The 13,505-nt window shown below is 63.8% G+C and carries 8 protein-coding genes; 5 read left to right on the forward strand and 3 right to left on the reverse strand.

All coding sequences use genetic code 11. The features are described from left to right. Window positions 1-238 precede the first annotated feature (238 nt). Window positions 239-4,309, reverse strand: a complete 4,071-nt coding sequence (gene purL, locus P3T17_RS05985; RefSeq protein WP_429405295.1) for a phosphoribosylformylglycinamidine synthase — start codon at window positions 4,307-4,309, stop codon at window positions 239-241. A gap of 314 nt (window positions 4,310-4,623) precedes the next feature. On the opposite strand from purL, the gene P3T17_RS05990 reads away from it, so the two are divergent. From P3T17_RS05990 to pgi, 3 genes are all read left to right on the forward strand, one after another. Further along, the gene (locus P3T17_RS05990) at window positions 4,624-5,925 is read left to right on the forward strand and encodes an FAD-dependent oxidoreductase (protein ID WP_429405297.1); all 1,302 of its coding nucleotides are present in this window, start codon (window positions 4,624-4,626) and stop codon (window positions 5,923-5,925) included. 141 nt (window positions 5,926-6,066) lie between these two features. After that, entirely contained in the window at window positions 6,067-7,662 is a 1,596-nt protein-coding gene (locus P3T17_RS05995) for an NAD(P)H-hydrate dehydratase (RefSeq protein WP_429405298.1), read from the forward strand. A gap of 258 nt (window positions 7,663-7,920) precedes the next feature. Then, entirely contained in the window at window positions 7,921-9,543 is a 1,623-nt protein-coding gene (pgi, locus tag P3T17_RS06000) for a glucose-6-phosphate isomerase (RefSeq protein WP_429405300.1), read from the forward strand. 34 nt (window positions 9,544-9,577) lie between these two features. Here the strand turns inward: pgi and P3T17_RS06005 are convergent, their stop codons facing one another. Beyond that, window positions 9,578-10,264 (reverse strand): ABC transporter ATP-binding protein, encoded by a 687-nt coding sequence (locus P3T17_RS06005; RefSeq protein WP_074264763.1) that lies wholly within the window; start codon window positions 10,262-10,264, stop codon window positions 9,578-9,580. Between P3T17_RS06005 and P3T17_RS06010 the strand changes: the two genes are divergently transcribed. Further along, a complete protein-coding gene (locus P3T17_RS06010) occupies window positions 10,263-10,970 on the forward strand; it encodes an arylesterase (RefSeq protein ID WP_429405301.1) in 708 nt (235 codons plus the stop codon). The two genes, P3T17_RS06005 and P3T17_RS06010, sit on opposite strands and share 2 nt — an antisense overlap. 118 nt (window positions 10,971-11,088) lie before the next feature. Continuing rightward, a complete protein-coding gene (locus P3T17_RS06015) occupies window positions 11,089-11,430 on the forward strand; it encodes a hypothetical protein (RefSeq protein WP_074264765.1) in 342 nt (113 codons plus the stop codon). 131 nt (window positions 11,431-11,561) lie between these two features. Here P3T17_RS06015 and P3T17_RS06020 read toward each other — a convergent pair whose 3' ends face one another. After that, entirely contained in the window at window positions 11,562-13,493 is a 1,932-nt protein-coding gene (locus tag P3T17_RS06020) for a SurA N-terminal domain-containing protein (RefSeq protein WP_429405303.1), read from the reverse strand. Between the last annotated feature and the right edge of the window lie 12 nt (window positions 13,494-13,505).

Below are 13,505 nucleotides of genomic sequence, written 5' to 3' on the forward strand. Positions count from 1 at the left end.
GCTTACTGGCCGGGCCACACGTTTAGCTTGGCCCGCAAACAACAAAGCCGCCCTTGGGCGGCTTTGTTGTTTTTGACGGCGGCTTCAGATTTCTGCGAGCCTGATTCTCGGCATCACGGCGCCGTCTGGCTCGATGCGGCGGCAGATTTTCACCGTCGCCGCTGCGACACCCACGGCCACTGCCACACCCACCGCGGCTTCCTTGCCGCGGCCCCTTCCCTTCAGCAGCGTACGCGCCTCAACCCAGCCAGCGACGCGCGTTCTGGAACACGCGCAGCCACGGGCTACCGTCGTTCGCGTTCCAGCCTTGCGGATGCCAGCTCATCTGCACCGTGCGATGCACGCGCTCGGTGTGCGGCATCAGTACCGTGAAGCGGCCATCAGGCGTCGTCACCGAAGTGATGCCATCCGGCGAGCCGTTCGGGTTGAACGGATACTGCTCGGTGGCCTGGCCGCGGTGATCGACAAAGCGCATCGCCACCGCCACCTTCGACGCATCGCCTTGCTGCGAGAAGTCCGCGAAACCTTCGCCGTGCGCGACGGCCACCGGAATGCGCGAGCCTTCCATGCCGCTAAAGAACAGCGACGGCGACTGCTGCACTTCGACCAGCGAGAAGCGCGCTTCGAATTTCTCCGACTTGTTGCGCGTGAACTTCGGCCATGCCTCGGCGCCCGGGATCATCGATGCAAGGCTGCTCATCATCTGGCAGCCATTGCAGATGCCGAGTGCAAACGTGTCCTTGCGGGCGAAGAAGGCGGCGAACATATCGGCCAGTTGCGCGTTAAAGCGAATCGTCTTCGCCCAGCCCTCGCCTGCACCCAGCACGTCGCCGTAAGAGAAGCCGCCGCACGCTACGGCGCCCGCGAAATCGGCGAGCGTTGCGCGGCCAGCCAGCAGGTCGCTCATGTGCACGTCGTAGGCGTCGAAACCGGCGCGGTCGAATGCATACGCGGTTTCGAGGTGCGAGTTGACGCCCTGCTCGCGCAGGATCGCCACACGCGGGCGAGCGCCCTTGGCAACGAACGGTGCGGCCACGTCTTCCGCTGGATCAAAGCTCAGCTGCGGCGTGATACCCGGATCGGCGGCATCGAGCAGCGCGTCGTATTCGGCATCGGCACAAGCCGGGTTGTCGCGCAGACGCGAAATGCGCCAGCTCACTTCGCTCCACGCACGATGCAGTTCCGTGCGCGGCGCTTCGTAGATCTTCTTCGCGTCGCGATAGATTTCGATCGCGTCGCGTTCGTTGAGTTTACCGATCACGTGCGAGCATGCCGACAGGCCATGTTCTCGCAGCGATGCCAGCACCGCATCGCGATCCTGAGCACGCACCTGAATCACCGCGCCCAGCTCCTCGTTGAAGAGCGCGCGGATCGTGCGGTCTTCACGGCGGCCGCTGGTCTGCTTGGCCCAGTCTTTAGCGTCGCCGTAGTCGAATTCGTGATTCGGATCGAGCGTCAACATGTCGACGTTCAGCGACACGCCAACGTGACCCGCAAACGCCATTTCGCAGACCGTCGCCCACAGGCCGCCGTCCGAGCGGTCATGGTACGCGAGCAGCTTGCCGTCGCTATTCAGCGCCTGGATCGCGGCGAAGAAACGCTTCAGGTCTTCGGCGTCGTCGACATCCGGTGTCGTATCGCCCACCTGCTGCGTAACCTGCGCGAGGATACTGCCGCCGAGGCGATGCTTGGCGCGTCCCAGGTCGATCGCGATCAGCACGGAGTCGCCCGCTTCGTCGACGCGACGCAGTTGCGGCGTCAGATGACCACGTACGTCTTCGACCGGCGCGAACGCCGAGATGATCAGCGAGACCGGCGCGACCACTTCCTTCGCCACGCCCTGGTCGTCCCACTTGGTACGCATCGACAGCGAGTCTTTGCCCACCGGAATACTGATGCCGAGCGCCGGGCACAGTTCCATGCCGATCGCCTTGACCGTGTCGTACAGCGCCGCGTCTTCACCCGGCGCGCCGCAAGCGGCCATCCAGTTCGCGGACAGCTTCAGCTTGTCCAGCGACGCGATCGGCGCCGCCGCAATGTTCGTGACGGCCTCGCCGACTGCCATACGGCCCGACGCCGGCGGATTGATCACGGCGAGTGGCGTGCGCTCGGCCATCGTCATGGCTTCGCCGCGATAGCCGGCATAGTCCATGGTAGTGATCGCCACGTCGGCAACCGGCACCTGCCACGGGCCGACCATCTGGTCGCGCGCGGTCGTGCCACCCACCGAGCGGTCGCCGATCGTAATCAGGAACGACTTGCTCGCCACCGTTGGGTGACGCAGCACGCTCACCGCCACTTCCGACAGGTTGATACCGGTGACATCCACCGGCAGCAGCGTGGTCTCGACGTGCTTGACGTCGCGATGCATACGCGGTGCCTTGCCGAGCAGCACTTCCATCGGCATATCGACCGGCTGGTGCGCATCGTCGTTTTTCTCTTCGGCGTCGATCAGCTTCAACTGACGTTCGTTGGTCGCCGTGCCGATCACCGCGAACGGGCAGCGCTCGCGCTCGCAGATTGCCTGGAATTCCGGCAGATCGGCCGGCGCAATCGCCAGCACATAGCGCTCTTGCGCTTCGTTCGACCAGATCTCGCGCGGCGACAGGCCACTCTCTTCGAGCTGGATCTTGCGCAGCTCGAAAATCGCGCCTTTGCTCGCGCCGTCCACCACTTCCGGGAACGCGTTCGACAGCCCGCCCGCACCCACGTCGTGAATGCTCAGAATCGGGTTCTTCTCGCCGAGCTGCCAGCAGGCGTTGATGACTTCCTGCGCGCGCCGCTCGATTTCCGGGTTGCCGCGCTGCACCGAGTCGAAGTCGAGCTCAGCAGTATTGGTGCCGGTTGCCATCGAGCTGGCGGCGCCGCCACCCATGCCGATGCGCATGCCCGGGCCGCCGATCTGGATCAGCAGCGAGCCTTCCGGCAAGTCGTGCTTGTGGGTGTGCTGATCGGAGATATTGCCGATGCCGCCCGCGATCATGATCGGCTTGTGATAGCCGCGCACGGTGCCCGCGACGTTCTGCTCGTAAGTGCGGAAGTAGCCACCCAGGTTCGGGCGGCCGAATTCGTTGTTGAACGCGGCGCCGCCGAGCGGACCGTCGATCATGATCTGCAGCGGCGATGCGATGCGGTCCGGGCGGCCATAGATTTGCTGCTCGTCAGCCGGATTGCGGTGGCCGACCGGCTGCACGGCATCGCGGGCGTTTTCCCATGCTTCGCGCGCATCCGGCAAGTCGAGGTTCGATACGGTGAAGCCCGCGAGGCCAGCCTTCGGACGCGCGCCGCGGCCGGTTGCGCCTTCGTCGCGGATTTCACCGCCCGCACCGGTCGCAGCACCCGGGAACGGCGAGATCGCGGTTGGGTGGTTGTGCGTTTCCACCTTCATCAGCGTGTGCGTCAGTTCGACGTGGCGCCCGTAGTGCTCAGCCAGTTCGCCTTCAGCCGCCGGCTTGCGCGGGAACCACCGCTCGGCCTGGCCGCCGGCCATGATTGCCGAGTTGTCCGAGTACGCGACGATGGTGCCCTGCGGATTGAGCTTCTCGGTATTGCGGATCATGTTGAACAGCGAGATGTCCTGCTTCTCGCCGTCGATGGTCCACTCCGCATTGAAAATCTTGTGGCGGCAGTGCTCGCTATTGGCCTGCGCGAACATCATCAGTTCGACGTCGGTCGGGTTGCGGCCGAGCTTCGTGAAGGCGTCGACGAGGTAGTCGATTTCGTCTTCGGCGAGCGCGAGGCCCAGTTCCCGGTTGGCCGTTTCCAGCGCGCCGCGGCCGTGGCCCAGCACATCGACCGTTTGCAGCGGCTTGGCCGGCAGTTCGTCGAACAGATGCATGGCGTGATCGCGCGACGGCGCCACGCTCTCGGTCATGCGGTCGTGCAGCGCGGCGGCGACAGCTTCGCGCGCTTCGTCGGACAACGTCTTCTTGCCAAGCAGGCCGCTCTTGAGCGTCACCGTGTATTCGACGCCGCGCTCGATACGGCGCAGTTGCGTCAAGCCGCAGTGGTGCGCAATGTCCGTTGCCTTGCTGGCCCACGGCGACACCGTGCCGAAACGGGGCACCACGAGAAAGGTCTCGCTGTTGCCGCGCTCTTTGACCTCGACGAACGGGTCGCCGTAGTACATCAACGCTTCGATCTTCGCACTGTCTTCAGCCGTGAGCGGCGCCTGCGCGTTGACGAAGTGCAGATACTGGCCGTGCACGCCGGTGATGTTGGCGTCGATACGCGTAAGCGTCTCGAGCAGGCGGGTTTGACGGAAATCGGAGAGGGCCGAAGCGCCGGGGAAACACGAGAAGTGGGCCATGGACTTGACGTTGCGTCGATGAGTCGCGCGTGCAGGCGACGTGAAGCGAAAGAGAAGTCCAAGATTATACCCCGGGAAGACCCGCGAGCGGCCCTGCCGCAAGCGTCCGGGCGGCGTATGCGTGCGGTTTTGGCATGCGTTGGCACGCGCGGCCAGCCGAATTCCCGATCCTCGGACGCCTGCGCGTCTGGGCCGATTGACTGCTATCATTCGGCGTTTCACCAGATCGGCGCAGCGGTCCTCTGCACGCGCCGCATGTCACGCATACGGGGAACGCCCGTCAGTCCGCGTTCCACCGGAAAATCGAAGCAAACATGGATGTCATCGTCATTGGCGGCGGAATTGTGGGCGTCGCCACCGCTTATCAGTTGCGCGCCGCCGGTCACCGGGTCTGCGTAGTCGAACGCTTTGCGACCGTCGCGCAGGGTGCGACCTATGGCCATGGCGGCACCGTCCTGCCGACGCCGCTCGACGTCTGGTTCGGGCCGACCTTCATGCAGAGCCGCCAGGCCGCCAAAAACGGCGTCATCCGCAAGACCGGCTTCAACGGCGGCGCCCGCCTGTTCGAGCGGCAACTGGCAACATGGCAGGAGCCGCAGGCCTTCAGCCGGCAATACGGGCTCCTGCGTCCGCTGATCGAAGCATCGCGCGAGGCGATGGCCGATATGGAAGCGCGCTTCGGGCTCGAATATGAACAGACGGAGGGCGTGCTCTACCTCACGCGCTCCGCGCAGGAATGGGAGCTGACCCAGCCGGCGCTCGAATTGCTGCGCCAGTATGAAGTGCCGCACCACGTGATGACGCCTGCCGAGTGCGCGGCGTTCGAACATTCGGTGCCGACCGACCCTGAGTTTGCAGGCGGCGTGCTGTTCGACCAGGAACGCACCGCGAACTGCCCCCTCTTCACCAAGCTCATCAAGCAGACGCTCGATACCGAAGGCGGCGTGCAGTTCATGCTGAACCGGGAGGTCGATGCCATCCGGCTCGATGGGGAGCGCGCAGCGGTCGAACTGGCGCCGCGGCTCGGCGAAGTCACTTCGTCGCGCGAAGTCGACGTGATCAACGCCGACGCTATCGTGGTCGCGGCCGGCACCGGCTCGGTGCCGCTGCTCGAGCGGCTCGGTCTGCGGGTGCCCTTGCATCCGCTGCGGCTGCATACGCTGTCCGCGCCGATCGCTCACGAAGAATGCGTGCCGCATGTGGCGATCGTCGACGCCGTGAAACGCATCACCATCACGCGGATGAATCACCGGCTGCGCATCGCCGGCGGCGCGGTGCTGCAAGGCGCCGGACAGACCGACAAGCCGCTGTCCGAAGCGGTCACCAAGGATGCTTTGGCCCTGCTCGGTCAGGCCACGCACGACTGGATTCCGGGCGCGGCCAAGATCTCGGCGGCGCTGTCGTGGGATGGCCTCAAGCTGCTCTCGCCGGATGGCCTGCCGATGGTCGGCAACGCGTTGCATCCGCGCCTGTTCGTCAACGTGGGGCACGGACCTGCTGGCTGGGGACTCGCCTGCGGCGCCGCGAAACTGGTGGCGGATCTGATCGGCGGCAGCGCGCCCGAATTGCCGGCGGATACGCTTGCTGCGTTGCGGCCGGAGCGGTTTCGATACTGAAACTGAAACTGAGGCTGAGGCGCCCTGAGAGTCCTCGGGCGCCGTCGTGCGACGAAACCTGGCCGAACAGTTCCACCCCTTACGTGCATTCGCACTACCATGACGGTTCCGTGCCCGCCCGGGCCATCGCTTGACGCCGCCATGAACGAAGCCGCATCTGTCAGTCCCAACAATCCTTCCGACCTCTCCGGCCTGATCGACACGCACGACCGACCGCTCGCGCTTCTGAGCGTCGCCGATCTGCGTGCGCTCGAAGTCAGCGCCGCGGCTACGCTGCCGCCGCACGAACTGATGGCGCGTGCCGGCCGCGCCGCTGCGCTGTTCCTGACTGGGCAGATCGCGTCGGAGCGCTCCAGCGGTTCTGCCGCGACAGTCTGGATCGTCGCCGGTCCCGGCAATAATGGCGGCGATGCGCTGGTGGTCGCGATCGAGTTGCATATCGCCGGCGTCGCGGTCGAAGTCTGTATGCCCGTCGAAGTCAAACCGGAGGACGCCCGCTGGGCGCTCGGCGAGGCGCGCGCGGCAGGCGTTCCGATCAGCACGTCAGCGCCGGATTCTTTCGAGCACTATGGCTGGCTGGTCGACGGCATGTTCGGGATCGGCCTGACCCGGCCGCTCGAAGGCGTGTTCGCCACGCTTGCTCAACAGTTGTCACAACGTGCGAAGCGGCAAGGCCGCGTATTGGCGCTCGACGTGCCGAGCGGGCTCGATAGCGACACGGGCAATGTGGTTGGGTCCGGCACAGGAGTGCGAGCCACGCACACGGTGACATTCATCGGCGCCAAGCCAGGACTCTTCATGGCTTCCGGGCGCGATCTGGCCGGCGCGGTGACCGTCGCGCCAATCGGTCTGGACACGACGGCCACGGTCGCCCGTACCGGCGGTGTGCAACTCAATGCCCCGGCACTGTTCGCACCGTACCTCCCTTCGCGCGATTTCTCGACCAACAAGGGCTCGTTCGGCAGCCTCGCCGTGGTCGGCGGCGACTCCGGTATGTGCGGCGCGCCGATTCTCGCAGCGCGCGCGGCGCTTCATTGCGGCGCCGGGAAAATCCACGTGGCGCTGCTTGGCGCAGGCGCCCCGCCCTACGATCCGCCCCATCCCGAGCTGATGCTGCACGCCATCGACGATCTGCCGCTCGACAAGATGGACGCACTGGCCATCGGCTGCGGCATGGGTCATCGCGACCGCGCGACCCAGGCGCTGCACGATGTGCTGCCGCTCGACGTTCCTAAGCTGCTGGACGCCGACGCATTGAACCAGGTCTCGAAGGATCCTGCGCTTGCCGCAAAGGTCGCCGCCCGCGGAGCAAAGAGCGATCCGTGCGTGCTGACGCCGCACCCGCTCGAAGCGGCGCGGCTGCTCGGCTGCGATGTCCCCACCGTGCAGCGCGACCGGCTCGCCGCCGCACGCGCGCTAACCGCGCGCTTCGCCTGCGTCATCGTGCTGAAAGGCACCGGCACGGTGGTTGGCGCGCCGGACGGCCGGCTCGCTGTCAATCCGACCGGTAACGCCGCGCTGGCGACAGGCGGTACTGGCGACGTGCTCGGCGGTATCATCGGCGCGTTGCTGGCCCAGCGCCTGCCACCGTACGAAGCGGCGCTCGCGGGCGTGTATCTGCACGGCCTCGCTGCCGATACGCTAACAGCCCAGGGCGACGGCCCCGCAGGCTTGACAGCAGGCGAACTGGCGCCGATGGTACGCAAACTGCTGAACCGGATGTTCTATCCAGCCTGAACAGCTCGAGGTGCAAACCGGAGTCGGCGTTGCCGGACCCGCGTAGCGGGCGAGGCTTGTCCCGCTCAATCCCGCTATCTGAATCCGGCGTCCAACTGCCTGCCCGCTTCGCGTCAAGGCCGCTATACTGAAGTACTGCGCTGTCCGGCCGGGAACCGTTGCGAACCCGAAGCCCCGATAGCGCGCCCGAGCATCCCACCGGCTGCGCCTCGCGCGCACTGCCTTTCTTTCGTGCCCCTTCGTTAGACGGACGATCTCATGACGTTGAACACGCTCCCCGCCTGGTCCTCGCTGCAAGCCCATTACGACAAGATTCGCAATGAGCATATGCGCGACTGGTTCGCCCCCGCGAACGATCCCGCTCCCACCCGTGCCGAACGCTTTGCGTACGCTGGCGGTGGACTCGCGGCCGATTTCTCCAAACACCGCATCAAGGACGAAACTCTCAAGCTGCTCGTGCAGGTGGCCCGCGAAGCGGGTGTCGAGAAACGCCGTGACGCCATGTTCGCGGGCGAGATCGTCAACCCGACGGAAGGCCGCGCGGTGCTGCATACCGCGCTGCGCGCCTCCGATCCGAAAGCCCCGTTCCACGCTGAAGTTACGGCCGAACGCGCCAAGATGGCGGCGTTTGCCGACAAGATTCGCAGCGGCGAGTGGACCGGTTATACCGGCAAGCGGATTCGCTATGTCGTCAATATCGGTATTGGCGGCTCGGATCTCGGTCCGAAGATGGTGACGAATGCGTTGCATCACCTCGCCTCGCCGGAGATCACCAGCCACTTCGTGTCAAACGTCGACGGCGCCGATCTCTACCGCGTCATGCAGAAGATCGACCCGGAAGAGACGCTCGCCATCATCGTCTCGAAGACTTTCACCACGCTCGAAACCATGACCAATGCGCGCTCGCTGCGCGACTGGTTCATCGAGAAGGGGTGCCCGGAAAACGCGCTCGCGAAACACTTCGTCGGCGTGTCGGCCAACACGGCCGAAGTCGTCAAGTTCGGTATCGCCAAAGAGAACGTCTTCCAGATGTGGGACTGGGTGGGCGGCCGCTATTCGCTGTGGTCGGCCGTCGGCCTCTCGATCATGATCGCGATCGGACCGAAGCAGTTCGACGAACTGCTCGCCGGCGCGGACGACATGGACAAGCACTTCCGCGAGGCCCCGCTCGAGCGCAACCTGCCCGTGCTGCTCGGGATGATCGGCATCTGGTATCGCAACTTCTTCGGCTCGCAAAGCTACCTGGTCGCGCCGTACTCCGAGGCGATGCATTACCTGCCGTCGTATCTTCAGCAGCTGGAGATGGAGAGTAACGGCAAGTCCGCACGCCTCGATGGCGCGATGGTCGACTATCCGACTTCAGCCGTCACGTGGGGCGAGCCGGGCACGAACGGCCAGCATGCGTTTTTCCAGATGCTGCACCAGGGCCCGACACTCGTACCGATCGATTTCATCGCTGTGCTCACTCCCGAGCATCCGCTCGTGAGCCATCATCCGAAGCTGCTGGCCAACTGCTTCGCGCAAAGCGAAGCGCTGATGCTCGGCCGCACGCTCGAGGAAGCGAAGAAGGTAGCGGGCCCGGACAAGCCGGAACTCGCGCCGCATCTGATGTTCCCCGGCAACCGTCCGTCGAGCACGATTATCCTGGAGGCGCTCACCGCGCGTTCGCTCGGCGCACTGATCGCGCTTTACGAGCACAAGGTACTCGTGCAGGGCACGGTGTGGGACATCAACTCGTTCGATCAATGGGGCGTCGAGCTGGGCAAGATTCTCGGCAAGGTGGTCGAGGCCGATCTGACCTCAGCGAGCGTCGATCCGGCGAAGCACGATTCGTCGACCTCGGCATTGATCGCACGCGCACGGGCAGCATTGAAGCGTTGAGTATGTGAACCCCGGTGTCGGGGCAGGCAGCGTCTCAGGCGAGACGCCCTGCCTCGATCGTCACCGTGGTATCGCAACGGCGCGCGAGTTCAATGTCATGCGTGACGAGAATCAACGTCGCACCGTTGGCCCGGTTCATCTCGAACATCAGATCGATCACCGCATGGCCTGTGGCCGCGTCGAGGCTGCCTGTCGGCTCATCGGCAAAGAGAATGGCCGGATGCGTGACAAACGCGCGCGCTAACGCAACGCGTTGCTGCTCGCCTCCCGACAGCAGCTTGGGATAGTGACGCGTACGCTGCCCCAACCCCACCTGTTCGAGCAAGCCGCGCGCTCTCGCTGCCGCATCGCGCGAACTGATACCGCCTTGCAACTCGAGCGGCAAGGTCACGTTCTCGAGCGCCGTCAGATGCGGCATCAACTGGAAAGACTGGAAGACAAACCCGACCGAGCCGTTGCGCAATGCGGCGCGCTCGTCTTCGCTCAACTCGGTGAGTTCCTGACCGAGAAGCCGAACCGACCCCGAGGTGGCGCTGTCCAAACCTGCAAGCAGACCGAGCAGCGTAGACTTGCCGGACCCGGATGCGCCGACAATCGCCACACTGCTGCCGCCTTCGATGGAAAGATCGATATCATCGAGAATCGTCAGTTCACCCGTCGCATCCTTAACCCTCTTGCACAATCCCCGCACTTCGATGACTGGATCAGTTTTCTTTTGCATGGTGAGGCGTAGATTGAAAGTGCGCCTGGCTGCGCCGCGCGCCGCCGCTTTGAACACAGCCGCCGGCCTCTTCATGATGGCCTTTTCGGCAATACCGCTTGTGGCCCGTGCCGCCAATCCACCCAACGCACCCGTTACGGCCCGGCCGGTCATCATGGTTCTCGGCGACAGCATTTCAGCCGAGTATGGCTTGCCCCGCGATACGGGCTGGGTTGCATTGATGCGCCAGCGTCTTGCCAATGAGCGGATCGATTATAGCGTTGCAAACGCAAGCATCAGCGGCGACACGACAAGCGGCGGGCGTGCCCGCATGCCCGAACTGATACAGCGCCTCAAACCGAGCATCGTAATCGTCGAACTGGGCGCCAACGACGCGCTTCGCGGCGTCCCCTTGCCGACCACCGAGGACAACTTGCGCACGATCGTCGAACAGGCACAACAGGCGCATGCAAAGGTCGTGCTGATCGGCATGTACGTGCCACCCAATTACGGCCCCGACTACACGCAAAAGTTCCACGGAGTCTACGAGCAGATCTCGAAGGACCTGCATGTTTCGCTCGTGCCGTTTCTGCTTGCCGGCATCGCGGATAAACCAGACATGTTCCAGGCGGATCAGATGCATCCGACCCAGCAGGCACAGCCCGTGCTACTTGACAACGTGTGGCCGACCGTCAAGCCGTTGTTGCGCACGGGTTCCTCACACTGACAAGCTTCTTACAACTTGTTGCGAACGAGCGAGGAACGCGCACAGGGGAAGGTCGATCAGACACTTTCGCTAACCGCGAAATCCGGCTCGTTTTTGAGCGCTTTTGTGAGGAGATGACGTGAAATACTTACCGCTTATCGCTTTGACCGTGGCAATCTCTGCCTGCGCCGCTCAACCGCCGGTTGGCGTCCAGTCCGTGGGACAAAGCCAGCAACCTCCAGCAGCCGTCGCGCAATGTATTGCGCACAAGTGGGCAGACGGCACTCAACAGCAGGTCGTCTCGCAAGCTACCTTGGCAAACAATCAGGCTGTCGACGTGTATGTGCCGGGCCAGCAACCGCCTAACGGCGCGGCCGCTGTGGTGCGCCCGGGTAATGGCACCGGCTCGTGGGTCGGCTTCCGCAGCGGTGGTGGCGGTGCGAGCAGCGACGCAACCAGCTCCATCAGCGCTTGCCTCTAAGGCTCCCCTCAACAATGCCTCTGGTGAAGTTCGCCAGATAAGAAAAAACCCCGCAAATGCGGGGTTTTTTTGTGATTCCTTGAAAAGTGCGTGCGGCTTGCTGCTGGCACCGCGCGTGGACTTCAACTCAATCAGTCGCCACCCGCTTGAGCGCTATCCAGCGAGCCGTAGAACTTGATCTTCGAACGCGCGCGCAGTGCTTCGACATAAGCTTCCACTTCGGATTGCGCTTCCGACTGCGCGATCTCCTGCTGCGCGGCGACGAGACGGCGTGGATCGACCGGTGCACCAGGCAACACCGCATTCACGCGATACACCGCATAGCCCGCATCACCCAGGTCGACACCCACGTAGGCCGGCAATTTCTGCGGGTCGGCCTTGTAGATTGCGCTCAATGCGGCGACTGGCAAGCCCTGGGCGTCATTGCGCGAGACCTTCAGTGGCGCCGCAAAACCGGTAGTCGCATTCGACTTCTGCAACTCGGCAAGCTTGGCGATGCCGTCCTTATGTGCCGCCTCATCGGCCTGTACGGCGATGACCTTCTGACGCACAGCGTCCTTGACGGTGTCGAGCGGAGGCACGGCCGCCGGCTTGTAGGCAGTGACGTGCGCAGCGATCAGCGTGTTGCTGCCGGCGTCGATAGCCTGCGTGTTGTTATGCGACTGCACCGAGTCGTTCGCAAATACCGCGGCGAGGAACTTCGCGTTGTTCAGCGGGCTCGTGAGCGGCAACGCAGGGTTAGGCTGCGGCGTCACCGTTGCAGTCTGGATCTGCAGCTTGTACTTGTCGGCTGCCGGCTGCAGGCTCTTGGCCTTCTCGTACACCAACGACGTAAAGCCATCTGAATCATCGCTGAATGCCTTGGCCGCGAGTTGAGCCTTCAGGTCTTTGGCGATCGAATCCTTGACCGTGTCGAAGGGCTGCGTGACAGACGGCTTTACATCCGTCGCCTTCAGGATCAGCAGGCCCACGTCGGTCGGCACGACATCGCTGATCTCGTCCTTCTTCAGCTTGAATGCAGCGTCGTCGAACGCCTGGCCACCGGCCATCATGCCGCGTCCGAAGTAGCCAAGATCGCCACCCTTCGAAGCCGAAGCAGGATCCTGCGAGCTCTCCTGGGCAATCTTCGCGAAGTCGTCCGGATGCGCCTTGACTTGCGCCAGCAAGGCATCGGCCTTCTGCTTTGCCTTGGCCTTGTCGTCCGCGCTCGCGTTCGGCGCTACGGACACCAGGATCAGGCTCGCGCGCATCTGCGCGGCAGTCTGGTAATGCGCGATGTTGTCGTCGTAGAACTTTTTCAGATCCGCGTCCGAGGGTTGCAGACCAGCGGCCAGCGCGTCCGGCGACATCACGAGGTATTGGATGGTCGCGGTGGCGGGTGTCGCAAATTCATTGCGATGCGCGTCGTAGTACGCCTGCAACTGCGCGTCGGTCGGCTGGATTTTGGCGAGATAGTCGTGCGGATTGAACGCGAGACTCTGTACTTCACGCTGCTGTTCGGCAAGCGTCGTGAGGTTCTGCGCCAGTGTCTTCGACGTGAAGGCGCTGCCCTCGATGCTGGCCGGCAACTGCTGCGTGGCCAGCGTATAGCGCACGCGCTCGTCATACTGATCGGGCGTCATGCCCTGCATGGCGAGCAGTTCCTTGTAGCGGTTCACGTCGATCGAACCGTCAGGATTCTTGAGCGACGAAATCACCGGGTCGTTCAGCAACACGCGACGCACTGCGTCGTCGGATGCCGTCAGATGAAGACGTTGCGTCTCATCGTTCAGCACGCGCTGTTCGATCAACCCGTCGAGCAGTTGCTTGCGACGCTCGGGCGTGTCGAACATTTTCATGTCGAAATTCGCGCCGAGCATCTGACGTGCGCGGTCGAGTTGTTGACGCATCGCGTCGTCATACTCGGCACGGGTGATCTTGTGCCCGTTGACGCTGGCGACGTTGGCGCTCTCGTCAAAGAAGCCACGGAAGCCTTGAATACCCACAAAACCCAGCCCCGGCACGATGACGAGGATGAGCATGAACATCATCAGGCGTTTGTGATTGCGAAAAAAATCGAGCATGCGTTAAGGATG

The sequence above is a fragment of the Paraburkholderia sp. GAS82 genome (genome assembly GCF_050436285.1).
In the GTDB taxonomy this organism is placed as follows: Bacteria; Pseudomonadota; Gammaproteobacteria; order Burkholderiales; family Burkholderiaceae; genus Paraburkholderia; species Paraburkholderia phenazinium_B.

What these genes read in the sequence shown, in the direction of transcription:
- P3T17_RS06020 (WP_429405303.1), bottom strand. Translation starts at nt 13,493, where the DNA reads ATGCTCGATTTTTTTCGCAATCACAAACGCCTGATGATGTTCATGCTC.
- purL (WP_429405295.1), bottom strand. Translation starts at nt 4,309, where the DNA reads ATGGCCCACTTCTCGTGTTTCCCCGGCGCTTCGGCCCTCTCCGATTTC.
- P3T17_RS05995 (WP_429405298.1), top strand. Translation starts at nt 6,067, where the DNA reads ATGAACGAAGCCGCATCTGTCAGTCCCAACAATCCTTCCGACCTCTCC.
- pgi (WP_429405300.1), top strand. Translation starts at nt 7,921, where the DNA reads ATGACGTTGAACACGCTCCCCGCCTGGTCCTCGCTGCAAGCCCATTAC.
- P3T17_RS05990 (WP_429405297.1), top strand. Translation starts at nt 4,624, where the DNA reads ATGGATGTCATCGTCATTGGCGGCGGAATTGTGGGCGTCGCCACCGCT.
- P3T17_RS06005 (WP_074264763.1), bottom strand. Translation starts at nt 10,264, where the DNA reads ATGCAAAAGAAAACTGATCCAGTCATCGAAGTGCGGGGATTGTGCAAG.
- P3T17_RS06010 (WP_429405301.1), top strand. Translation starts at nt 10,263, where the DNA reads ATGGTGAGGCGTAGATTGAAAGTGCGCCTGGCTGCGCCGCGCGCCGCC.